Raw genomic sequence first — 21,810 nt, 5'->3', positions numbered from 1 at the left:
GGGTTGCAAGAATGACAGGCGAAGGTATTGAACTGGTTCATGTCACAAAACAGTATAACGCCCGGCCCGAGAAAAAAACGGCGCTGAAAGACATTACTCTGTCCATCAGAAAGGGAGAATATATCGGTTTACTGGGTATGAACGGCTCGGGAAAATCCACCCTGGCCAAACTGTTTAACGGCCTGCTCAAACCTACGGCCGGAAAAGTATATGTCAATGGAATGGATACGGCAATAACGAAAAATTTGACTGAAATTCGCCGGCTTGTGGGCATGGTCTTTCAAACCCCGGACAATCAATTAATCGCTCCTGTTGTTGAGGAAGAAATTGCTTTCGGTCCTGAAAACCTGGGACTTCCCCTTGAGGAAATTAAACGCCGGATCCAATGGGCCCTTAAGGTCTGCGGTCTTAAAGACAAAAGGTATCATGCGCCGCATCTGCTTTCCGGCGGACAAAAACAAAGGGTGGCGCTGGCTTCCGTCCTGGCGATGCTGCCCGAATACCTTGTTCTTGATGAACCGGCCTCCATGCTGGATCCTTCAAGCCGGAGAGAACTTTTGGAACAGCTCAATATCTTAAACAAGCAGGAAGACATGACCGTCATCTTGATCAGTCATAACCCTGAAGATTTAATCCATGCGGACAGACTCATTGTGATGGACCGCGGGTCAATCCATATGCAGGGATCTCCCCGGGAAGTATATGCTGATGCCGGATTGGCCGCCCTGGGTTTGGATATTCCCCCTATTTACGAATTAATTAATCAATTGAGATTAAACGGGTACGCTGTTTCCGGAAACATTCAATCCATTTCAGAGCTGGTGGATGACCTATGCCTAAAATTATAGAAGCTGAACAGCTTTCACATACCTATTTACCGGGCTCGGTTTATGAGCATCAAGCACTCAAGGACATTAATTTTTCCCTGGACCGGGGAAAAGTCCTGGGTATATTCGGGCCCAATGGTTCCGGCAAATCAACGCTCGCTCAGCATTTCAACGGACTGCTCCGGCCAACCGGCGGTTCCATGCTTGTGTGCGGGCTGAATACTGCCGATCCTAAAATAAGCAAAGATCTTTGGAAAAAAGCGGGCTTGGTTTTTCAATATCCCGAACAACAGATCTTTCAAATTTCCGTTTATGATGAGATAGCCTATGGTCCGAGAAACCTGGGCCTGCCGGAAAGGGAAATCAAAGCAAGGGTTGCCGAAGCCCTGCAGCAAGTTGGTCTAACCCGGGAAAAAACCGCTCCGCTAACGCCGGCATCCCTGAGTGGCGGACTGCGGAGAAAGGTGGCTATAGCCGGAATGCTGGCCATTCGGCCTGAACTGCTCATACTGGATGAACCAATGGCCAGCTTGGATTTAGCCGGACGAAGGTTCATTCTTGATATCATAAAAAAACGACGGCAAAAAAACGAAACAACGATCATCATTTCTCATAGCCTCAAAGAAATCATGACTATAACAGATAAGATCGCCATTCTGGACAAAGGCTTCCTGGCCTTTTTCGGAGACGTCAAGGACCTGCTGACCAGGACGGAAATCCTTGCACGCTACCATTTTGAGTTGCCGGAGTTTTTACAAGTTCTGCTGGCCTTATCGGCCAGGGGATTTGATCTGAAAACGAATGTCCGCAGCATGCAGGAAGCAAGCAAAGAAATACTGAGCTTGCTTAAAAAAACCAAAGCACGGCCAATATTTGGCTCCGGTAAAGACGACGCTTAGTCTCCGGTAATACGGACGATGGCCTTATTGGGCAGACAGACAGCCATTTCCCCGGGGTTTTGCAGCCACCCAGTGCGGACACAAATCTGGTCGGGACAGTCTGCTTCTTTAAATCTGATCCGGCCTTTTTCCACCTGAACGATTTCGTGGTACGGCCCGGGAAGGATAATTTCCCGCGGTTCCTCTACAGCATTTAAGTCAATGCGCTCCACCAGCACGTTATCTTGCATGATTACGGCAAACCGGGGTTCGTTTTCATTTTGTGACTGATAAAACTTTAAACTGCCAAAACCGGTGAGCACCATGAAGATAATGATGCCAACAAGGATACCGTCATGTTTTTTCATGGTATTGAAATATTCCTCCGGGATCGGTAAGGGTAAAACGGTCCTTTAGCCCGGGTGTGATATGGACCTGTCTGTCCCCGGTGATAAAGATGGCCTCGACTCCCTCCAGGCTTTGCACCAATTCCAGACCTTCAGCCAAACCCAAGACAAAAGCAGCCGTGGAAAGCGCATCCGCGTCGATGGATGTCTCTGCTACGATGGTAACGGAGATAAGACCTGATTTGGAGGGATACCCGGTTTGGGGATCTAAAATATGATGATAACGAACGCCACCTTCTTCAAAATACCTTTCATAGTCCCCTGAAGTTACGACAGCCTTGTCCTTGATCTCCAAGACACCAATACATCCCCCGTCTTGCGCCCCGGGGTTTTGGATGCCCACATTCCACGGACTGCCGTCAGGCTTTTCGCCTAAGACAACAACATTGCCTCCCAAATTAACGAAGGCGGATTCAATCCCGTAAGCCTTAAAGATTTTTATCACTTCATCCCCGGCATAACCTTTGGCGATTCCGCCCAAATCCACCATTTGCCCTGTTTTTTTTAGTCTGGCCGTTTTTTCTTTTTCGTTAATTTCCATATCCCGATAATTAATTAATTTATTAATCCGGTCAAGCTCTGTTGGGGAAGGTATCTGCGGATTTTGTGTAAAACTTCCCCAGGACTGAACCAGCGGCCCGATGGTAACATCAAAGGAACCCTGACTTAATTGAGCATACTTCAGAGCGGTCTTTAAAACATAGATGGAATCGGAACTCAACGGTACCCAGGCGCCATTCCCGGCGGATGCGTTCAACTGATGGATTTCGCCGTCCGGAGCATGGCTCGTCATTTTATCCTGTAAGTCCTTAATACGCTTCATTCCCTCATCGGCTGCCCTTTGTGCCTTTTGGCCATAGGCTTTTACCGTTACAACCGTTCCCATATAAAAACCCTGTTTTTCCACAGGTATTTCCGAGTTGCCGCTGCAGCCGGCCAGCCAGCCGAAGTTGAAAAATATCACCATAAACATCAAGAATATACTTTTATTCTTCAACGGGCACTCTCCTTATTACTCTCTGCCTGTTATTTTTGCAGTTTCCAATTTAGCGGCTTTTATCCGTTGGGAGCAAGAACCCGCCGGAATAAGGAAAAACCCTAGACTTTGCGTACTGAACATACGGGTGAAACCATGGGGGTGCCTTTTTCATCATAAATTACATTCGCTATTACGCCGTAAACTTCTTTCAGCATACGCGCAGTAATGACTTCACCCGGCTTGCCCGTGCTGTAAAGGGAACCATTTTCATCCATAACGACGATATGCCCGGCATACCTTGCCGCAAGATTGATGTCGTGCAGGACAACGATAATATCCACGTTTTGCTTGTCCACAATTTTCTGCAGAAGTTGACACAGTTCCAATTGTTTTTGTAAGTCCAGTGAATTCACAGGTTCATCTAGCAGAATCAGTTTCGGTTTTCTCACCAGGGTTTGGGCAATAAAGACAAGCTTTTTTTGTCCTCCGCTTAATTCACTAAAGTTACGGGTGGCCAGAGCGGCGATATTCAAAGATTCCAGTGTATCCATAACGATATTTAAATCTTCATCCGATATTTTATAGCCAAGCTCGGGCAATCTCCCCAAAATAACCATTTCCAAAACGGTGAGGGTGGATATATCCACATCCATTTGCGGCAAATAGGACATCAGTTTTATCCTGTCTTCGGTATCCATGGCGGTAATGCTTTCATGGCCGTATAATATGTTTCCGTCATAATGCAGCAATCCGAAAATGGATTTAAGCAGCGTGGATTTTCCTGCGCCGTTGGGTCCGAGGATCGCATTGAAACCTTTGGCGAAAGCAAGATTCAAGCCGTCAAATACTTTATGTGCTCCTTTGTTTTTTTTATAGGAAAAGCTCAGATTATTTACTGTAATCATTGCATAGTCCTCATTTTCGTAAATATGATGGCGACAAAAAACGGAATTCCGATTACGGCCGTTATCAATCCTATGGGCAGTATGACTCCTTTTATAATAACCTTGCTTACAACAAAGGCAAAGGACATGATAAAAGCACCTATTAATGCTGAAAGCGGCATAAAAAACCGTTGGTCTTCACCCACCAGCTGACGGGCGATATGAGGAGCAATAAGACCCACAAACCCTATGGTTCCCACAAAACAAACAGCTACGGTGGAAAGCAGGGAAGTCACAAAAATAACCTTTCTTCGCACTTTGGCAGTATCTACACCCAAACTTTTCGCCTTCGTATCATCAAGGGTCATGGCGGTCAGTTTCCACGCATCTTTAAACAAAAGCAGATAACACACCACAAGCACAGCAAATACAATAAAAAACTTATTCCAGGTGGTTTTCAGCAGGCTGCCAAAGGTCCAGAAAATCAAACTTTGGAGCTCATCTTCATCAGCAATGTACTGCAAAATCATAGTGAGGGCGTTAAAAAGAAAATTAAGTGCTATGCCAAATAAAATGATGGCAGTTTTGCTGATATTTCTCTGACGTGAGAATGTGTATATCCCCACGGCCACCAGAAGCGAAAAGGCAAAGGCATTCACCGTCACTGCCAGCGTATCTGAAACATGAAACAGGTTGGCGTTCAATATCAGTCCCATGGCTGCCCCAAAGGAGGCTGCGGCAGATATGCCCAGTGTAAAGGGACTCGCTATGGGGTTGCGCAGTATTGTTTGAATTCCACAGCCGCCAATACCTAGGGCCCCCCCGATAACCATTGCCATAAGAGCCATGGGCAAGCGGATCTCCTTGATGATCATTGGATTATGTCCGTCCCCTCCACCCGCAAACAGCACGCTCAATATTTCCTGGATGGCTATGGAAGACGAACCGATGGAAATATTCAGGATTGCCAAGAAAGCCAATCCAATCAACATGACTACGATCAATACAATTCTTTTCTTTACCAGGCTGTTATACAGCTTTCGGTTGGCACTATCTTTATGCCTTATTTGATATTCCATTATTTTATATTACTCCGCTGTATATTTTTTCGGTAAAGTATGGCCAAAGGGCTCCGGAAGTCAGGAACAGGCGGACCGGCATCCCCCCCGGACCCGGCGCCTTCGGTGCTGCTTTTCCTCGGCCCTTGCGCCGTATTATTTACTTGCCTGTACATCTTCAGGACTTATAAACCAGGTGGAGATGTCACTGTCAAGAAGCATAAACCGCTCAAAGAACTCATCGAGAACCGCTTCCGGATCAACCTCTTTAAATTCTTCCGGATAGAATATCTTGGCCATTTTCAAGCAGGGATAGAAAGCGTAGATAGATCGGCTCGTTGCATGGGCAAATTCGTATAAATGGCCATTTTTAACAGCCGCCAAGTCACGCCAGCCAATTCTGTTGAAGATATCAAATTCGCATTTTTTTGTTTCTTTGACAGAATCTAGCCATCCGTCGTTGACGCCGCTGAGAATAATATAATCCGGATCGGCTTTGATTACATACTCAGGATCAAGAGTATTGCCGCCTCCGCCTGAGGCTGCAGTATCTAAAAGAAGCGCGTCGGCAATGTTTTCACCGCCAGCAATGCTGATGGGCAAACCCCAGCCCGTGACACTGGTTGCGGTAGATCCATAGATTTCGGAATATCCCGACTTTTCATAGTATACCGCTGGCTTATCCTCACGCTTGGCAAGCTTCTTTGAAGCGATCAATCCATACTGCTCATCAATGAAAGCCGACACTGCGGCAGCCTTCTCTTCCTCCTGGAATATCTGACCAAGCAGTTTCATGGTCTGCTGAACAGACTTATCCAAATTTTTGCCGGGAACATTGATCAAAACAATGGGGATTCCTACCCTGGTCAACTGATCTTCTATTTCCAGCGCATAATTATGGGCGGACATGGCGGAGTTAACGATGAGAACATCGGGATCCATAGCCAGAATCATTTCCAGGTCAAAGGGAGCGTTATGGTCGGATATCTGTCCCAGGTGCTCCAGGTAATTACCCACGGCGGGTGTGTACAGCTTCCCATATTTTTGGATGCCCCCGCCACCATCCTGTCCGGAAGCCACCAGCATGTTAAAGGCATCCTTGCCTTTAAGGGGTATAATGTAGTCAACAACATCCATGGTGCTTATTGCATAGGACGAAATCGGCAAGTCAATGGTTACTTTCCTGCCTTTTGCATCTGTTATCGTTACAGAATCTGTAATTTCCTGTTTTACCGGCATGGCATCCTTGTTTATGGCAGTGGCTACCACTTCTTCTTCGGGAGGAGAAACATATCCGTATTTTGCCGGATCTGCGCCGGCGGTTCTCAATGAATCGGCAACTGCATTGATGATGCCGTTGCTTGTGAGTGTGGCGCCGGAAACAACATCTACATCCAACGACTGCGCCTCAATAATGCGTTGGGGAATTTTCTCTATGGCCACACTTCCGATATCTTCTGTTTCGTTGTTCTCACACACGGTAATACCGGTAATTTTTCCGTCTTGATCAACTTCGGTCGTTACCTCAAGATCTCCGTGATAACCTGCCGCCGCACCCGTAAAGCCTCCCGCTGTGATTGACGAGCCGCACCCGGCGAGAGAAATGAGCAAGGCCACAATAAAAGCTAAAGCAACACTTGTTTTTACTGTTTTTCTCATTATTTTCTCCTTTTTAAAACTTCCTTCGCAACTCGCTAAAAATAATTTTTTTCTGGTTACATTTAATGCACCTCCCCATAATGCAGTGCAATTGATCAAATAAAAAACTCCCAGCCCCTACAATCCTTTAGAAGCTGAGAGTTGTTCAACTACCCGGTTGACAAATCCACATATACCGCCCTATCGCTCGTAGAGTACCCCCGGTACGTAAAATAGGCAGGTCTTCTGGCTCAAGCATCATCATTTTTGCAGCCTTCCCGGTTACCCAGTGGCTTTTTGCAAAAACTCCTCTATTACAGCGGCGGGACCGCGTGGGATTTACACCCACTTCCCTTTTATCGGAGATAACAAATATCTGCCGAACCTATTTTTATATTAATTTTTATTGGAATTCTGTTTCAAATTCCAAAGACTTACCGATCCGCTTCTTTCTGGCGTCCTGAGGATCCTCTTCCCAATAGACATACCCTTTCTCTTGCTTTCAGCAGGCTTTAGCAAATGGTAGTTTAGTTACCATAATTTGATCGCCTTTTTTCGAATTGTATCACAATATAGTTGCGAAAGCAATTATATCAATTTTCCCAAATCGTCCGGCTCCGCTATTCTTGGTTTGCATTACTATTGATATATTTGTCAATGCGATTTTGACAAGCTGCATCGACATTTATTTTTTCGGTTTTGCCGATGTAGTCCAAACCCCACTGGCAAAGGGAGGCTAAAATAGGTAAAATGCTTTTTCCTGCAGGCGTAAGAGAATACTCTACTTTTGGAGGCACCTCGGTATAAACAAACCGATTTACAAGTCCGCTTTTTTCTAGTTCTCTAAGTTGTTGTGTCAACATTTTTTGCGTGACCTGTGGAAGTTTTTTTCTCAGTTCACCAAACCGCAGTGTGTCTTCGCCTAAATTCCAGAGAATAAGTGATTTCCATTTCCCACCAATAAGATCAATGGTTAATTCCATTGAGCATCGGTATTCGGTGTCTCTATATTTTATCATTAAATGATTCTTCCCCCTTCATTCATCCCAAGGAATTAACAATATTATCATGGTATACAAACAGATACAATGTTACAAAAAAGTGCGTACTAGCAATAATCCATACTAGCATTTATTATTATATCATGGTTTTGGTAAGGCATTAAATAATAGATGGGGGAGCATAGAATGAAAGTATTAGCCATTCAGGGGAGCCCGAGAAAAAACGGTAATACAGCTGTTCTTTTAAAGCATTATCTACTTGGTCTTGAGGAAAGTCATCATAATGCAGAAATTAAAGTAATTAACGTAGCTGAAAAAAACATCCAGTCATGTATGAGCTGTGACGGATGCAGGAATTCCAAAAGAAAATGTGTGATCAAAGATGATATGCAGGAAATATACCCGGAAATTTTAGAGGCTGATATTTTAATCCTAGCGTCACCGATTTACTGGTGGAACATAACAGCCCAAGCGAAACAGTTTATAGACAGGTTTTATGCACTTAATTTTAATAATAACTTTAAGGGAAAAAAGTTTGTCTTGTTGACGACTTATGGAAATGAAGACCCAAACTCGGGAACAAATATCATCAAAAATATGTTCCATGATATCTGTAATTATTTGGGGATGGATTTTATCCAGTACTATGGCGTGTGTTCCGGCACGGTTTCGGTGCAGGATAATCCTAAAACGCAAAATGACATTTATCAACTGGGGAAAACAAAAATTGTTTGAGGTGATTCTGGACGCGTGGCATTCATTTTTCCGTTGTCATTATAGTATGATTGCTGCCGGAGGCAGCTGCTGCCAGGCCAAGCGCCACGTAAACTGTTCCGGCGACGTAGCATTCAGCCCGGGTAAAAAGCCTGTTGCCACGCAGCCACTGCCTAAAGGTTCCGGACAACAAAGCGTAAATACTATCACTGCAAATACCCATACCGACGAAGATGGCACCGAGAAACATAATCTGGTAAGCCACCGGGGCACCGCCGGTATGCACAAACTGCGGCAGAAAGGCAAAGAAGAATAGCGCAACTTTGGGGTTTAACAGGTTTACGACCACTCCCTGGGTGAACACGCGGGAGATTTTAACCGGCTCTTCACTCTCGTCCGCTATAACAGGATTCACCTTGAAGAACAACTTTCTGACACCCAGATACACAAGATAAGCCGCACCAAGATATTTCACCACGTTAAACGCCGTCGCAGAAGAAACGAGAATTGCAGATATCCCGGCAGCCGCAAAAACAAGATGAATGGAACTACCTACAGCGATCCCCAGTGCGGATACGACCCCGGCAATTCTTCCCTGATCAATGCTCCTGGTCACTATGTAAAGAACAGCAGGACCAGGTGTCACTAAAAGCAATAACGAAGCCAAGATGAATACTGTTAAACTGGAAGCATCCGGCATCGCATATCCCCCTTTACGTATCGCTATTTTTTATTATACATTTATAAATCTCTTTAATAAATCTCTTTCTTCTTAAACTTAAAAACCATTTAACTCAAAAACAACGGAATTTCTGCGCTCAAAAGCTTGAGCAAAATCAATCATCTGATTCCAAAACCAATGCTGTTCGGCTTATTAATAGGCATTTTAAGATACGATTTCATTAATTGTTCTATCCTGGTGCCGGGCAAACGGCAGATAACGCCAAACAAGCTATAAACCAAAGCCGCACGTAAAGAATCCTCAGCATACATCGGGTGTCCGGCCACCCAGGATATTTTTTCAAACCCGGGGCTGACCGAGCCATGGAAAACACCCAGCAGTTTTTTTTCAAAAGAAAGTACATTTAAGAAATCTATTTCTTGATGAATACGGCCCATATCCCAAGGAATACTGTTGTTATGTAATAGCTGCCATATTTCCCCGGCATCTGATCGAACTGCTTTGCGTATCACTATATCTGCATTACCCATATTATACACCTCTTTCTTTTAATCTCAATAATACCTATTAGCCAAGCCCTCCTCACCATAGTTACTTTTTAAAGAAATTGTTCAGATCATTTCATTGTAATAAACAATATTATAAAAGCTAACTGTTTGACCTGATATACACCTGTATATGTGTTGCCGATTGGCCTGAAACTTCATGATATCTCCGGCAGACAAAGCGAATGTTGCTTCTCCCACTGTCACTTCGAGAGTTCCTTCCATCATCAAAATGTATTCCTCAGAGCCGTCGTCATGCGGTTCCGACAAGTAGGAGCTGTTTGCATTAATAATAACGAAAAATATATCAAAGCGCCGATCTTGCTGAAAAGAAAATAAAGGATAAACTGTTATACCGATCTCATCATCAACTATCGGAGCAACTTCACCCCTTCGAACAAGCTCAATCTTAGGCTTTTTTTCAGTTATAAGCTCACTGAATGGGATATGCAGCCCGTTGACAATTTTCCAAACGGTTGCAATTGAAGGGTTGGATTCCCCCCGCTCAATCTGACCCAACATGGGCTTACTTACCCCGGTTTGCTCCGCGACTTTATCCAGGCTTAAACCTCTCGCTTTACGTATACGGGCAAAGTTGTCGCCAATAATTTTGGAAATATGCAATTGCTTTTTCCCCCAGCAATGTATGCTATTTTTTATCTTATGTTAAATATAGCATACAAAATAAAACCTGGCAAGATTTCCAGAAACAACGACCGGTCCAAAGCTTGGTAAGTTTTATCTTCAGAGTAGATTTCTTAATTAAACCTTGTCTTGAATCTACATATTCATATGGTTTAATAACAATCGACGGCTGGAGCACTCAAACATACAGTTGTCGGAAGGCAATAAGGTAAATAGTAAGCACATAATGCCAAAAAATGAAAGGGGAATTAATTAATGAAAAACGAGAAAATTGCTAAAGTTGCAGCCACGGGAATTTTGGTAGCGGGATTTCTAACTTCCTTTGGCAGTCCGGTACTGGCCAGCAGCAACACCACAACCGTCAATACCGGTGCGGCTAACATGGCGGCTGGTAAAACCATAGTTTACAGTATCACTAACAGGGATACCGATCAAAGTATCCTCAAAGAGGCTCTGGCTGATCTGGTGACCGCAGGAACCATCACCCAGACCCAATCTGATGCCGTGCTCACGTATCTCCAACAAAATCTACCCCAGAAACCAGTACTTGATATTACAAAACCGGCTGATGGCGAAAATGAGTCCGGGCAGGGTCCGGTGCTAAAAATAGTCGACCCCCTGAAGGATCTGGTAGACGAGGGAACCATCACGGAGAACCAGGTCCAGTCGATCAGGGATAAGATGCGCGACATCACCGACCAGCAGAGACAGCAGCAGTGGCAGACAAGTCTTAATACGCTGGTAAGCGATGGTACCATCACCCAGGAGCAGGCCGGCAATATTCAGGCCTTTCTGGCGGACTATGATCAAAAGATAAAAAATATGAAGCAGAGTATGTTGAATCAAACCAAAGACATGGACAAGGAACAAATAACCCAGTATTTTAAGGAAAACATGGACGACATCAAGGACCCGGTCAGCCAAATGGTTGATCAGGGGATCATCACCCAACAGCAGGTCGACGCACTGAAACAAGCAATGCCATCCTTACCGCATGTTGTACGTATGCAGAAACCGTCGCCGCAGCAACTGCAGACGAATCTGGACGCGCTGGTAAGCGAGGGTACCATCACCCAGGAGCAGGCCGACAATATTCAGGTTTTCCTGGCGGACAATGATCAAAAGATGAAGAATATGAAGCAGAATATACTGGATCAAACCAAAGACATGGACAAGGAACAAATGACCCAATATTTTAAGGAAAACATGGGCGACATCAAGGACCCGGTCAGCCAAATGGTTGATCAGGGGATCATCACTCAGCAGCAGGCCGACGCCGTAAGAGAGGCCGTGCTGGGAGCGTCCGGTGTGGCAATCAACGGCGAGGCGCCGGACAGCGGGATTCACGGCGGGCAGGATGTCTTCTTCTCAATTCAAAGCACCACCTCCGACGACAACCAAAACTGAGACTTCTGAACGTGGGGCTGGCTGGAGGAAACTCCAACCAGCCTTTCTTATAACCGGTGAGGGTATTGGCCGTTAAGAGCGATAGAAGTGGTTGTGGGCTTGGAGAACTGGCCAGACGGTTGGACACTCCCGGCAAAGGTGGTAAAATAACTTGCAAAAGGATATGGAGGCCCTTGCCGCCAACGGGGGGCACCATTGTTTCGGGAAAGGGGGGCGCAGCGTGTCAGTGGTTGTACTTCTGGTGGAAGATGATCGCGATCTGGCCGAGGCAATAAAAATGGGAATTGAGGACGAAGGATGGCGGGTGGAACATGCGGCCGACGGTTCCACGGGACTTGCCCGGGCCGCTTCCGGCGAGCATGATCTGGTCATTCTCGATGTCCGGCTGCCCGGCTTGAACGGCTTCGACGTCTGCCGGGAGCTGCGCCGCACGAGCAACATACCGGTGCTTTTTCTTACCGCCCGCGGCTCCGAGACGGACAAGGTGGTCGGCCTGGAGCTGGGCGGTGACGACTATCTGACCAAACCCTTCGGCATGCGGGAACTGCGGGCCCGGGTGCGGGCGCTCCTGCGGCGTGCCCATGCGCAACCGGGGGAGGAAAAGCGCATCCGGGTGCACGACCTGCTCATTCTGCCGGAGCGGCAGTCCGTCTATCGAGACCGGGAACGGCTTCCGCTTACCGCCAGCGAGTACCAGATACTCCTCACCCTGGCTCAGCGCCCCGGGATGATCTTTACCCGGGAAATGCTGATGGAGGCCCTCTGGCAGACCGACCATAACACCGGCAGCCCGCTGACGGTTAACGTCCATGTCCGCAACCTGCGGGCCAAGCTGGGCGACGATCCGGAAAATCCCCGGTATATCGCCAGCATACGGGGTGTTGGATATAAACTGCGGGGGGAAGAACGATGAAAGCCTGGCGGAGCCTGCGTGTGCGGTTGATTTTCAGCTATGTGGCCCTGGCCTTGCTGCTGCTTACCTTTTCCGGCTATATATTTTCCAACGCTCTGTCCTGGTACGCAATTTCGGTCCAGCGTTCTCAACAGGCCCTGTATGCCAGGCAGGCTTTGAGAGTACTGGGGGAAGCCCAGAAGCGAAGCCTCTCCGGGGATGAAACTCTTGCTCTGTTGCGGCAAAACCTTCCCGGCGTACGTATTGAACTGGAAACAGTGGCACCGGAAAAAGAAATCGTGCCGGCTGAACCCAAAATCTTTATGTCACCCGAACAGGCAGCGCCTCCCGATGGTAAAGTCCTGACGCTCCCTTCCCAGGTCGAAACATCCATTCTCCGGCCCGGGAAAATCGGCCTTCTGTATATAACAAAACCGGGAGAAATTTCATTTACCCTGCCAACGGTTACCGTAACACAAGGGGTATCCTCAGCCACGCTTTACCGGTTTACAATGAGCCCCTCGGCATTTACGGCTTTATCCAACCTTTACCGTCAGGTGCTGGAAGTGCTGTTCCTGGCCCTGACACTGGCCATACTCATCGGCTGGCTGCTAAGCCACTGGCTCGCCCGGCCGCTGTCCCGACTGGTCGCCGCAACGGAAGCGGTGGCAGGGGGCAACTTTCTGGAGACGGTGGACCGGTCGGGCATCATTGAGCTGGACCGGCTGGGGGAGCAGTTCAACCGGATGGTCCTGTACCTGCGAGAGTCCTTTCGCTCTCTGGCCGCCGAGCGGGATACAGCGCAGCGCTTTGCCGCTGATGCCGCCCACGAATTAAAGACGCCGGTGACCACGCTGCGAGCTCACCACGAGTTAATTACGGAAAACCACGAGCGGCTGCAACAGGTCTTACCTGCCTTCGGCCGACAGATCGAACGAATGGAAAAGATTATCGCCGGGCTGCTGCAGTTAGCCAATTTGGGCGAAAGCAGCGGCTTAGTGCTTCAGCCTGCCGACCTCCGCAAAGCGATACGCAACCTGGAGCCGGCCTACCAGGCCCTGGCTGAAGACAGCGGGCATTGCCTGACCACCGCCTGCCCGGATAACTCGGTGACGGTATTGTTAGACCAGCGTCTGCTGGAACTTGCTTTAAATAACCTTGTGGACAACGCCAGCAAATATACGCCACCCGGCGGTCAAATTGCTCTGACTTTGCAGGTGGACGACTGCAGAGCGGTCATCACTGTCAGAGACACCGGTAAAGGTATTGCACCGGAGGAATTACCCTTCATCTTTGAGCGGTTCCAACGGGGGATCGACACCCAGTCCATCCCCGGTACAGGATTAGGGCTCGCCATAGCCCGGGAAGCTGTCCAGCGGTTGGACGGAACTATTACAGCCGGCAGCGAAGTGGGCCGGGGTACTTGGTTCGAGATCCGCCTACCGCTCTTGCCGACTCAATAACCGGGCATTCTATTTCCATGTCGATATATTAATAAACTTATAAGGGCACCTCTTGCGGGTGCCCTGCTCAATGCAGCCGCCCTTGCCGCTTAATTAGACTAAAATTTTCCCCAACCACCCTGTTTACCAGATTAGCAGATAAATATATAATTAATATTAATGTCAGCGTGTCTGCCAAGTGCAATGGCCCGGAATAAAATGCACGACTCTTAGATTGTTGAGGTAGCAGAATGATAAATTTGTTCATAGGATTAGCGGCAGGGTTCTTCGGGGGGCTTGTGGGTCTCGGCGGCGGGGTGATAATGATCCCCCTGATGGTGGGAATTCTCAAAATGGGCCAGCACAAGGCCCACGGCACAAGTCTTGTGGCGCTGGTATTCACCGGAATATCAGGAGCTTTCACCTATGCCTTAAATGGTTCAGTGGATATACCGGCTTCCTTGCTTTTGGCATCCACCGCCATATTCACAGCCAGGGCGGGCGCGCGTTTTGCCAATGCCCTTCCGGAATGGAAACTCAAAAGGTCCTTCGGCGGGTTTTTAATCCTAATTTCCCTGCTCCTGCTTCTAAAACCTTATTTGTATCATGTTGCCGAGCCCACCACGGGATGGCTAAAAATAGTAGTTCTCTTGTCGACAGGGATCTTTACCGGCTTCCTCTCCGGGATGATGGGGGTTGGCGGAGGTACGATCATGGTGCCTTCTATGGTGCTGCTCATCGGCTTCACCCAATACACCGCTCAGGGTTGTTCCCTTCTGGCCATGATCCCGGTGGGAATAGTAGGCGCTTATACCCACTGGCGTTTGGGGAACGTCAGCACAAGTATATTGCCTGGATTAGTCCCGGGCGTTCTTTTAGGTACATACCTGGGCGGCTCTCTGGCCCACATCCTGACAGAAGATGCTTTACGCGCCATCTTCGCCGCCGTGCTGATCTGGACGGGGTCAAAATATTTAAGAACACCGAAACCGCAAGCCGACGAGGAGTCAACAACAGTTGAAGAAAACTAAATGAGGTGACACAGCTGACATTTTCACTTCGTTACCGCTATAATTCAAAACATTTCCCAGTATTTTTCGGAATAGGACCTATTCTTTGATAAATAATAATAACGGATCTGCCGATCTCAAAAACCCAAAGGAGGAAGGCTGCTATGGCTAGAAGGAACGGCGTTATGTCCGACCGACTAAAGATGGAGTTAGCCGAAGAACTTGGGGTTGCCGATGTCGTGCGCCAGGAGGGCGGTTTTGGCAGTGTCTCATCAAGGGACTGCGGTAACCTTGTCCGCTTGGCCATCCAAAAGGCAGAACGCTCGATGTTATAGAGACGGCAGGCCGGGGGGCGATTAAATAATCGCACCCCTTATTTTTTTGAAGCATTTATATTGAAGTTACAAATGCTGAATAGTTACAACATTTTATTTAATAAGGGAATTATTTATATTACTAACTTATTGTTTTATCTGTTAAAATATAACCGTGAGACCGTATCATTTTGGAACATAACAATTTTGGAGGTTAACTTTGTGAATATTATAAAATTTATGGCTCCTGAAATAATCTTTGGCTTGGAAGCTATCAGTCAGGTGGGTGAAAGCGCCCTGCGCCTTGGCGCCAGGAAGGTCTTTTTAGTTACCGATGACGGGGTGAAAAATAACAGTTGGGTTGATAAAGCCCTTGGTTTTATAGAACAAGCCGGCCTGGAGTATACGGTCTGGCACGGCATCACCAGCAACCCCAAGGATACCGAAATTACCGGCGGCGTAAAACAATATCTATCCTCACAGTGTGACGCCATCATCGCAGTAGGAGGCGGCAGTCCCATCGACGCGGCTAAAGCGGTGGCCATATTAGTTTCAAACGGCGGTAAAATCCAGGATTACGAGGGGGTAAATAAAATAACCAGACCCCTCCCCCCCATGGTCATGGTGCCCTCCACCGGCGGTTCCGGCTCGGAGGTAACTCAATACGCCATCATCGTGGATAAAGAGCGCAAAAAAAAGATGACCATTATCTCAAGATCTCTGATGCCAGACATAGCTATCATCGACCCCCAGCTTTTACAAACCAAGGACGCGCGTCTGACGGCAGCCACCGGTATCGACGCCCTGAGCCACGCCATTGAATCCTACGTCTCCCTTGCTGCTAATCACCTTTCCGACGTAAGGGCGTTGGAAGCCATTCGGTTAATTTCAGAAAACCTCCGGAAGTCGGTGGCCTGCCGGACCAACATGCAGGCCAAATCTGCCATGGCCATAGCCAGCTTGCAGGCCGGGATAGCTTTTTCCAATGCCATGCTCGGCGCAACCCATGCCATGACCCACCAGGTGGACGGCCTTTTAGACCTGCACCACGGTGAAACCAACGCCGTGCTGCTGCCCCACGTGATAGAGTTTAACCTGATCTCCTGCGCGGAAAAATACCGCCAGGTGGCCATAGCCATGGGTGAAAATGTTGCGGGCCTGAGCAAGCAGGACGCCGCGGAAATGGCGATCAAAGCGGTCCGGCGATTGGTTCAGGATATCGGCATTACCTATGGTTTATCCGCTATGGGATTTAAAGAAGAATACATTCCCGAATTGAGCAAAAACGCTTTGGACGACGCCTGCATCGTCACCAATCCAAGGGACGCCAGCGCTGAAGACCTGGCCCGAATCTTTTATAAAGCTCTTTAGGGGGGTTAAAGGATGAAGAACCAGCAACTGATTAACGAAAAAAGACGGATTATAGAAAATCTCACCGGGATTAACTCTTCCAAAATAAGTTATTATACCGAAGTAAAAAAGCAAAACAACCGGCTGGAGATTATTCACCAAATTATTAAAGACATTAATATAGATATGTCTCTTGGTGATATTATTGAGCGGGTATACAAAAAGCTGCCATCGGTAATCCATTGTGAGTTTTTGGGTCTTGCCTTGATGCAGGAGGATGATCTGGTAATGACGGCCATGATCCCGGACTGTGACTGCACCGGCAAACCGGTGCCTTTCAAATCATTGCTGTGGAATGTGGTCAGGGAAAGAAAAAGCGGATTTTACTCCCTCGACGGAGGACAAGCCGTGCTGCAGGAATGCCCCCCGGTTAAAATATTAAACCTGGCCTCCCTCGCCCTGGACCCGCTCATTGTTAAGAGCAATGTTATAGGTGTTTTAATGATCGGCAGCAGCAGGGAGAATGCTTATCTGGAGGATGAAATGAATTTTACCCGCCAGTTGGCCGACCAACTGGGGATTTGTATAGAGAACGCCCGGCTGTATGAGCAGGTGTTAAAAAGCAAAAGTGAATGGGAAGAAACATTCCGGGCTTTAACCGACCCAATTTTACTGATTGACAAAAACTATAATATTTTGCGTTGCAACAATCAGACAGTAGAGCTGCCTGACCGTCCCGGCCAAGTGTCACCCAAGAGCAAGTGCTATACTTATGCCTGGGGCCGCACTGAGAAATGCGAGTACTGCCTGATGGACGAGGTTATGATAACCAAAGCGCCCGCTTACAGGAGAATGCAAATGGAATTGGGAAAGACTTACGATGTTCACTATTACCCGGTGCTTAAAGACGGTCAGGTTGAATCCGTTATTCAACACATTAAAAACGTTACCGAAAAAATTAAAATGGAAGCGCAATTAATGGAATCAGGCAAGCTGGCGGCTATCGGTGAAATGGCCGCGGGCGTTGCCCATGAATTGAACAGCCCAATGACTGTGATTATCGGAAACTCCCAAATGATTTTGCGCGATGGTGAAAACAATGAATCCAATACCGAACTGCTCAAGGACGTATATAATTGCGGTCTGCGCTGTAAAAAAATCATTCAAAACCTGTTGACTTTTTCACGGCAGGACCAGCGCCCGATGTCCCGTACCAGCCTGAATGATGTTGTGGACAGAGTGCTGAGCCTGATCCAATATCAAATTAATCGCAATAACGTAGAGATAAATGTAGAACTCGACCCCGATTTACCCAAAGTGCTGGCTAACGAACACCAGTTGGACCAAGTTTTAATCAACTTTCTGTTAAATGCCCGGGATGCGCTGGAGAACAGCACCGGCAACAAAAAGATCATCATCTCCACCCAAATCAGGAAATCAGACCAGACAACATACGCCATAGCTTCTGTGGCTGACAACGGCGAGGGCATACCGCAAGAAAACATAACGAAAATTTTCAATCCTTTTTTCACCACCAAGGCAGCCACCAGGGGAACGGGATTGGGCCTTTCAGTCAGCCTGGGCATAGCCGAGGCCCATGGTGGCACTATTGAAGTGGAAAACAACCCTGAAGGGGGCAGCAAATTCTCCCTGGTGATTCCGGTTAACACCGAAAATTTTGGAGCGGGAGGCGAAGCTTTTGCCCAATCTTAATCAAATTTTAATAATTGATGATGAAATTGAAGTAGGAACCTTTTTAAGCCGTCTACTTGAAAAGAACGGCTATCATACCAGCTACGCCGGTACGGGGGCCGATGCTTTTCAATTGATAGCATCTACAGGTTTTGCGGTGGCTTTGATCGACCTAAAGCTGCCGGACACCTGCGGGCTGGATATTTTACGGCAGCTGAAAAACAGCCAACCGGATTGTGAAGCCATCATCATGACCGGTTACGCCACCACTAAAACCGCCGTAAAGGCCATTCAACTGGGGGCTTTTGACTATATTGAAAAACCGTTTGATGATATTTCTGAAATAGAAGAGCTTGTAACTAAAGCTTTTGAATATCAGCGCCGGATAACCGGCCAGACCGGCGGACAGCACGAATGGCAAACAATAGCCAATCGTACGGGCTTTGTTGTGGGAAGCACTCCCAAAATGGTCCGGCTGGCTTCAGTGGCGGAAAAAATTGCGCGTAAAAACATTAATGTTTTAATCCAGGGCGAAACAGGCACCGGCAAAGAAGTTCTGGCCAGATTCATTCACGCTGCCAGCAACAGGCGCGACCATACTTTCATTCCGGTTAATTGTGGCGCTTTGCCTGAAAACCTGCTGGAAAGCGAGCTTTTTGGGCATGAAAAGGGCGCTTTTACAGGAGCAACCTCATTGCGCCGGGGGATTTTTGAAATAGCCGATAACGGCACCTTGTTCCTGGACGAAGTCGGAGAAGCCAGCCTGTCCATCCAGGTAAAACTTTTAAGGGTTTTGGAGACAGGCGAATTCCTGCGGGTTGGCGGGGAAAAACCTGTTAAAACGGACGTAAGGATTATCGCCGCAACCAATGTGGATTTGGAAAAAGCAGTTAAGGCCAAAACCTTCCGGGAAGACCTTTTTTACCGGCTTGATGTAATCAGGCTTGAACTACCGCCATTGAGGGAAAGGAAGGAAGACATCCCCCCGCTGTTGAACCTTTTTATCTCGCGTACAGGCAGCCTGCAGGTTTCCCCCGAAGTTACTCAGGCTTTGCTTAATTATGATTGGCCCGGTAATATCAGAGAACTGGTAAACCTGGTGGACCAGGCAGTTGCCCTTTGTGACGGCAGCACCATCCTACCGTCCCATCTACCGGATAAAATAATCCCCAGAAATACGGAACATACGGGGGGGGCAATGGGAGACCAAATGACTCCTGCCGGAAGTCCGGTTGATAGCCTGGAAGCAGCCCTACAAGCAGTTAAGGTAGAACAAAGCCTCAACGAGAAGAATATACTTAAAACATATTTAATCAACAAACAAATTGAAGAACTACTGTTTAAACGCATGATAGCGCTAGGCGTGACAGGGCCCTTACCCCCCAGCCTGCGGGAGATTGAAATTAAAGCAATAACAGATACGCTGGCCTTTTATGACGGAAATATCTCTACCGCCGCACGGTCGCTGGGCATCGGACGAAATACCCTTTACAGAAAAATAAAAGAATATGGATTAAAAATATAAACGCCATTAAGCCGGCGTTTTTTATTTGGTAATCTACCGGGAAAAACTTTATGGCATAGAGGCGGACTGTTCCTTTTTGGAACCCTTGTCCCATCTTCGAACTTAAAACAGATAAAAAAATATCTTTTTTAGTTCCATTTTGACTCATCAAAATATTCATACTGTTAAAACTAAGATAATATTCCCGCAATTGCGAACTGGCATAACCTTTGCGTATATAACTTATCATTAATAAAAAATATAATAATAACAAAACAAGGAGGTTTTTTTTAATGGCTATTGGAGAACAGGTTTACGGTTATTTTATTCCTACAGTTAACTTGATGGGTGTGGGCTCTGCCAAGGAAACCACCGCTCAGGTTAAAACTATGGGTGGCACCAACGTCTTGATTGTTACCGACGCGTTTTTAGCCAAATCAGGCATGGCCGACGAAATTAAAGCACTGGTTGAAGCAGCCGGCGCCAAAGCTACCGTCTGGGGCGGGGCTGAACCCAACCCCACCGATATCAACGTTCATGACGGGCTCAAAGTTTATAAAGAGAACAATTGCGACATGATTATATCACTGGGTGGCGGAAGCTCACACGACTGCGCCAAGGGTATCGGCATTGTAGCCACCAACGGCGGAAACATTCGCGAATACGAAGGTGTGGACAAGTCTACAAAGGCCATGCCCCCGTTCATTGCCATCAATACCACTGCAGGAACCGCCAGTGAAATGACTCGTTTCTGCATTATCACCGACACCAGCCGCAAGGTTAAAATGGCTATCGTCGACTGGCGGGTCACCCCAAATATAGCAATCAATGATCCTATGCTAATGGTTGGCATGCCTCCCGCATTAACCGCTGCCACCGGTATGGACGCCCTAACCCATGCCGTTGAAGCTTATGTTTCCACCATCGCCACACCGGTTACCGATTCCGCAGCGCTCATGGCCATTAAACTTATTTCTGAAAACCTGCGCAACGCCGTTGCCAACGGAACAAACATGGTAGCCAGGGATAAAATGGCCTACGCAGAATTCCTCGCCGGCATGGCCTTTAATAACGCCAGCCTTGGTTATGTACATGCTATGGCTCACCAGCTTGGCGGCTATTACAACCTTCCCCACGGAGTTTGCAATGCCATACTGTTGCCGCACGTATGCAACTTTAACCTGATTGCCTGCCCCGACCGCTTTGCCGAAATCGCAGTAGCCATGGGTGAAAACATCGAAGGACTCAGCACAAGAGCCGCCGCCGATGTAGCGATCGAATCTATCCAGGTGCTTTCTGCAGACGTAGGCATACCCAGCGGACTGACCGAACTGAATGTTAAGGAAGAAGATCTCAAAATCATGGCAGAAAACGCCATGAAGGATGCCTGTAGCTTTACCAACCCGCGCCTGGCCACGTTAGAAGATGTAATCCAGATTTACCGCAACGCTATGTAATAATAATATCTAACAAGTGCACCAATACGGAACAATTGTTCCAAAACGGAGCACCGTCGTTATGAAATTATTTAAAATAACGACGGTGCTCCGCGCTATTAATCAACAGCTTACCGTTTCTAAGCCATGGCACGTTTTTTGCATTATTTAATAATTTTAATTAATTAAATAATTGTATTTTGTAATTATTTCTCCGAGCCTGTTAACCTTCTGCTCAGGTGGTTTACAGGACGTCAGGGTATAACGGGAAACTGTTATGCCTCCCAGTGTGGAAAGGAGAGGATATAATTTAAGGAGGAGAGATAATGTCCAAAATAATCAGGGTCAACATGACCCAAAAAGAAGTTAAGTTTGAAGAAGTTGCGGACAAGTACACCTCCCTGGGCGGTCGTGCCCTAACCTCGCAGCTTATAGCCGACGAAGTGCCTGCCACCTGTGACGCCCTGGGACCATTTAACAAACTGGTCATCGCCCCCGGTCTGCT

At 47.3% G+C, this 21,810-nt stretch carries 22 protein-coding genes and 2 riboswitches; of the genes, 13 read left to right on the top strand and 9 right to left on the bottom strand.

The window, feature by feature from the left end; all coding sequences use genetic code 11:
* Positions 1-11 precede the first annotated feature (11 nt).
* Together BM056_RS06670 and BM056_RS06665 are read left to right on the top strand one after the other, a co-directional pair.
* On the top strand, positions 12-848 hold the full coding sequence (locus tag BM056_RS06670; protein WP_092469998.1) for an energy-coupling factor transporter ATPase: 837 nt from the start codon (positions 12-14) through the stop codon (positions 846-848).
* On the top strand, positions 833-1,726 hold the full coding sequence (locus tag BM056_RS06665; RefSeq protein ID WP_092469996.1) for an ATP-binding cassette domain-containing protein: 894 nt from the start codon (positions 833-835) through the stop codon (positions 1,724-1,726). The genes BM056_RS06670 and BM056_RS06665 overlap by 16 nt, the downstream gene beginning before the upstream one ends.
* Here the strand turns inward: BM056_RS06665 and BM056_RS06660 are convergent.
* The 6 genes from BM056_RS06660 to BM056_RS06635 all read right to left on the bottom strand — a co-directional run bounded on the left by BM056_RS06660 (position 1,723) and on the right by BM056_RS06635 (position 7,690).
* The gene (locus tag BM056_RS06660; RefSeq protein WP_092469994.1) at positions 1,723-2,073 is read right to left on the bottom strand and encodes a NusG domain II-containing protein; all 351 of its coding nucleotides are present in this window, start codon (positions 2,071-2,073) and stop codon (positions 1,723-1,725) included. The two genes, BM056_RS06665 and BM056_RS06660, sit on opposite strands and share 4 nt — an antisense overlap.
* Positions 2,060-3,109, bottom strand: a complete 1,050-nt coding sequence (locus BM056_RS06655; RefSeq protein ID WP_238456340.1) for an FAD:protein FMN transferase — start codon at positions 3,107-3,109, stop codon at positions 2,060-2,062. The genes BM056_RS06660 and BM056_RS06655 overlap by 14 nt, the downstream gene beginning before the upstream one ends.
* Before the next feature lie 101 nt (positions 3,110-3,210).
* The gene (locus BM056_RS06650) at positions 3,211-3,996 is read right to left on the bottom strand and encodes an ABC transporter ATP-binding protein (protein ID WP_092469991.1); all 786 of its coding nucleotides are present in this window, start codon (positions 3,994-3,996) and stop codon (positions 3,211-3,213) included.
* Positions 3,993-5,054, bottom strand: coding sequence for a FecCD family ABC transporter permease (locus tag BM056_RS06645; RefSeq protein WP_092469989.1), 1,062 nt, complete (start codon positions 5,052-5,054; stop codon positions 3,993-3,995). Before BM056_RS06645 ends, BM056_RS06650 begins: the two co-directional genes overlap by 4 nt.
* A gap of 135 nt (positions 5,055-5,189) precedes the next feature.
* Positions 5,190-6,692, bottom strand: coding sequence for an ABC transporter substrate-binding protein (locus BM056_RS06640; protein WP_092470478.1), 1,503 nt, complete (start codon positions 6,690-6,692; stop codon positions 5,190-5,192).
* Between the two features lie 198 nt (positions 6,693-6,890).
* A riboswitch (cobalamin riboswitch) is annotated at positions 6,891-7,075 on the bottom strand.
* A 216-nt stretch (positions 7,076-7,291) separates the two neighbouring features.
* Positions 7,292-7,690, bottom strand: coding sequence for a winged helix-turn-helix transcriptional regulator (locus tag BM056_RS06635; protein WP_092469987.1), 399 nt, complete (start codon positions 7,688-7,690; stop codon positions 7,292-7,294).
* Positions 7,691-7,858: 168 nt separating this feature from the next.
* On the opposite strand from BM056_RS06635, the gene BM056_RS06630 reads away from it, so the two are divergent.
* A complete protein-coding gene (locus tag BM056_RS06630) occupies positions 7,859-8,407 on the top strand; it encodes a flavodoxin family protein (protein WP_165613412.1) in 549 nt (182 codons plus the stop codon).
* A gap of 22 nt (positions 8,408-8,429) precedes the next feature.
* Here the strand turns inward: BM056_RS06630 and BM056_RS06625 are convergent, their stop codons facing one another.
* The 3 genes from BM056_RS06625 to BM056_RS06615 all read right to left on the bottom strand — a co-directional run bounded on the left by BM056_RS06625 (position 8,430) and on the right by BM056_RS06615 (position 10,237).
* Positions 8,430-9,086, bottom strand: coding sequence for a LysE family translocator (locus BM056_RS06625; protein ID WP_092469983.1), 657 nt, complete (start codon positions 9,084-9,086; stop codon positions 8,430-8,432).
* A 140-nt stretch (positions 9,087-9,226) separates the two neighbouring features.
* Positions 9,227-9,598: a hypothetical protein gene (locus BM056_RS06620; RefSeq protein ID WP_092469981.1), complete on the bottom strand. Its 372-nt coding sequence runs from the start codon at positions 9,596-9,598 to the stop codon at positions 9,227-9,229.
* A gap of 81 nt (positions 9,599-9,679) precedes the next feature.
* Complete coding sequence (locus BM056_RS06615; RefSeq protein ID WP_207648153.1) at positions 9,680-10,237, bottom strand: helix-turn-helix domain-containing protein; 558 nt, start codon at positions 10,235-10,237, stop codon at positions 9,680-9,682.
* A 276-nt stretch (positions 10,238-10,513) separates the two neighbouring features.
* Here BM056_RS06615 and BM056_RS06610 point away from each other — a divergent pair, with 276 nt between their 5' ends.
* The 10 genes from BM056_RS06610 to BM056_RS06565 form a co-directional block, all read left to right on the top strand.
* Complete coding sequence (locus BM056_RS06610; protein WP_092469979.1) at positions 10,514-11,665, top strand: hypothetical protein; 1,152 nt, start codon at positions 10,514-10,516, stop codon at positions 11,663-11,665.
* 220 nt (positions 11,666-11,885) lie between these two features.
* Positions 11,886-12,578, top strand: a complete 693-nt coding sequence (locus BM056_RS06605; protein ID WP_207648152.1) for a response regulator — start codon at positions 11,886-11,888, stop codon at positions 12,576-12,578.
* Positions 12,575-14,020 carry a sensor histidine kinase gene (locus BM056_RS06600; RefSeq protein ID WP_092469977.1) on the top strand — a complete coding sequence of 482 codons (1,446 nt, stop codon included), beginning with the start codon at positions 12,575-12,577 and terminating at the stop codon, positions 14,018-14,020. Before BM056_RS06605 ends, BM056_RS06600 begins: the two co-directional genes overlap by 4 nt.
* A gap of 230 nt (positions 14,021-14,250) precedes the next feature.
* Complete coding sequence (locus BM056_RS06595) at positions 14,251-15,030, top strand: sulfite exporter TauE/SafE family protein (RefSeq protein WP_174549934.1); 780 nt, start codon at positions 14,251-14,253, stop codon at positions 15,028-15,030.
* Positions 15,031-15,173: 143 nt separating this feature from the next.
* Positions 15,174-15,344 carry a small, acid-soluble spore protein, alpha/beta type gene (locus tag BM056_RS06590; protein WP_092469975.1) on the top strand — a complete coding sequence of 57 codons (171 nt, stop codon included), beginning with the start codon at positions 15,174-15,176 and terminating at the stop codon, positions 15,342-15,344.
* 201 nt (positions 15,345-15,545) lie between these two features.
* Entirely contained in the window at positions 15,546-16,694 is a 1,149-nt protein-coding gene (locus BM056_RS06585) for an iron-containing alcohol dehydrogenase (protein WP_238456339.1), read from the top strand.
* Between the two features lie 12 nt (positions 16,695-16,706).
* The gene (locus BM056_RS06580) at positions 16,707-18,386 is read left to right on the top strand and encodes a GAF domain-containing sensor histidine kinase (protein ID WP_174549933.1); all 1,680 of its coding nucleotides are present in this window, start codon (positions 16,707-16,709) and stop codon (positions 18,384-18,386) included.
* Complete coding sequence (locus BM056_RS06575) at positions 18,373-19,890, top strand: sigma-54-dependent transcriptional regulator (RefSeq protein ID WP_092469973.1); 1,518 nt, start codon at positions 18,373-18,375, stop codon at positions 19,888-19,890. Before BM056_RS06580 ends, BM056_RS06575 begins: the two co-directional genes overlap by 14 nt.
* A 272-nt stretch (positions 19,891-20,162) precedes the next feature.
* Complete coding sequence (locus BM056_RS06570; protein ID WP_092469970.1) at positions 20,163-21,326, top strand: iron-containing alcohol dehydrogenase; 1,164 nt, start codon at positions 20,163-20,165, stop codon at positions 21,324-21,326.
* Between the two features lie 179 nt (positions 21,327-21,505).
* Positions 21,506-21,621, top strand: a riboswitch (molybdenum cofactor riboswitch).
* A gap of 10 nt (positions 21,622-21,631) precedes the next feature.
* Positions 21,632-21,810 (top strand): aldehyde ferredoxin oxidoreductase N-terminal domain-containing protein (locus tag BM056_RS06565; RefSeq protein ID WP_274377531.1); only part of this gene is annotated, 179 nt, incomplete at its 3' end.

Source organism: Desulfotruncus arcticus DSM 17038, from assembly GCF_900113335.1.
Classification (GTDB): Bacteria; Bacillota; Desulfotomaculia; order Desulfotomaculales; family Desulfallaceae; genus Desulfotruncus; species Desulfotruncus arcticus.
The sequence above is the reverse complement of the archived record's forward strand: the minus strand, read 5'-3'. Positions and strand labels throughout refer to the sequence as shown.

Excerpts from the sequence above, each read along its gene's own strand:
- BM056_RS06670 (WP_092469998.1), top strand. The coding sequence starts at position 12 with ATGACAGGCGAAGGTATTGAACTGGTTCATGTCACAAAACAGTATAAC.
- BM056_RS06665 (WP_092469996.1), top strand. The coding sequence starts at position 833 with ATGCCTAAAATTATAGAAGCTGAACAGCTTTCACATACCTATTTACCG.
- BM056_RS06660 (WP_092469994.1), bottom strand. The coding sequence starts at position 2,073 with ATGAAAAAACATGACGGTATCCTTGTTGGCATCATTATCTTCATGGTG.
- BM056_RS06650 (WP_092469991.1), bottom strand. The coding sequence starts at position 3,996 with ATGATTACAGTAAATAATCTGAGCTTTTCCTATAAAAAAAACAAAGGA.
- BM056_RS06645 (WP_092469989.1), bottom strand. The coding sequence starts at position 5,054 with ATGGAATATCAAATAAGGCATAAAGATAGTGCCAACCGAAAGCTGTAT.
- BM056_RS06640 (WP_092470478.1), bottom strand. The coding sequence starts at position 6,692 with ATGAGAAAAACAGTAAAAACAAGTGTTGCTTTAGCTTTTATTGTGGCC.
- BM056_RS06635 (WP_092469987.1), bottom strand. The coding sequence starts at position 7,690 with ATGATAAAATATAGAGACACCGAATACCGATGCTCAATGGAATTAACC.
- BM056_RS06630 (WP_165613412.1), top strand. The coding sequence starts at position 7,859 with ATGAAAGTATTAGCCATTCAGGGGAGCCCGAGAAAAAACGGTAATACA.
- BM056_RS06625 (WP_092469983.1), bottom strand. The coding sequence starts at position 9,086 with ATGCCGGATGCTTCCAGTTTAACAGTATTCATCTTGGCTTCGTTATTG.
- BM056_RS06620 (WP_092469981.1), bottom strand. The coding sequence starts at position 9,598 with ATGGGTAATGCAGATATAGTGATACGCAAAGCAGTTCGATCAGATGCC.
- BM056_RS06610 (WP_092469979.1), top strand. The coding sequence starts at position 10,514 with ATGAAAAACGAGAAAATTGCTAAAGTTGCAGCCACGGGAATTTTGGTA.
- BM056_RS06600 (WP_092469977.1), top strand. The coding sequence starts at position 12,575 with ATGAAAGCCTGGCGGAGCCTGCGTGTGCGGTTGATTTTCAGCTATGTG.
- BM056_RS06595 (WP_174549934.1), top strand. The coding sequence starts at position 14,251 with ATGATAAATTTGTTCATAGGATTAGCGGCAGGGTTCTTCGGGGGGCTT.
- BM056_RS06590 (WP_092469975.1), top strand. The coding sequence starts at position 15,174 with ATGGCTAGAAGGAACGGCGTTATGTCCGACCGACTAAAGATGGAGTTA.
- BM056_RS06580 (WP_174549933.1), top strand. The coding sequence starts at position 16,707 with ATGAAGAACCAGCAACTGATTAACGAAAAAAGACGGATTATAGAAAAT.
- BM056_RS06570 (WP_092469970.1), top strand. The coding sequence starts at position 20,163 with ATGGCTATTGGAGAACAGGTTTACGGTTATTTTATTCCTACAGTTAAC.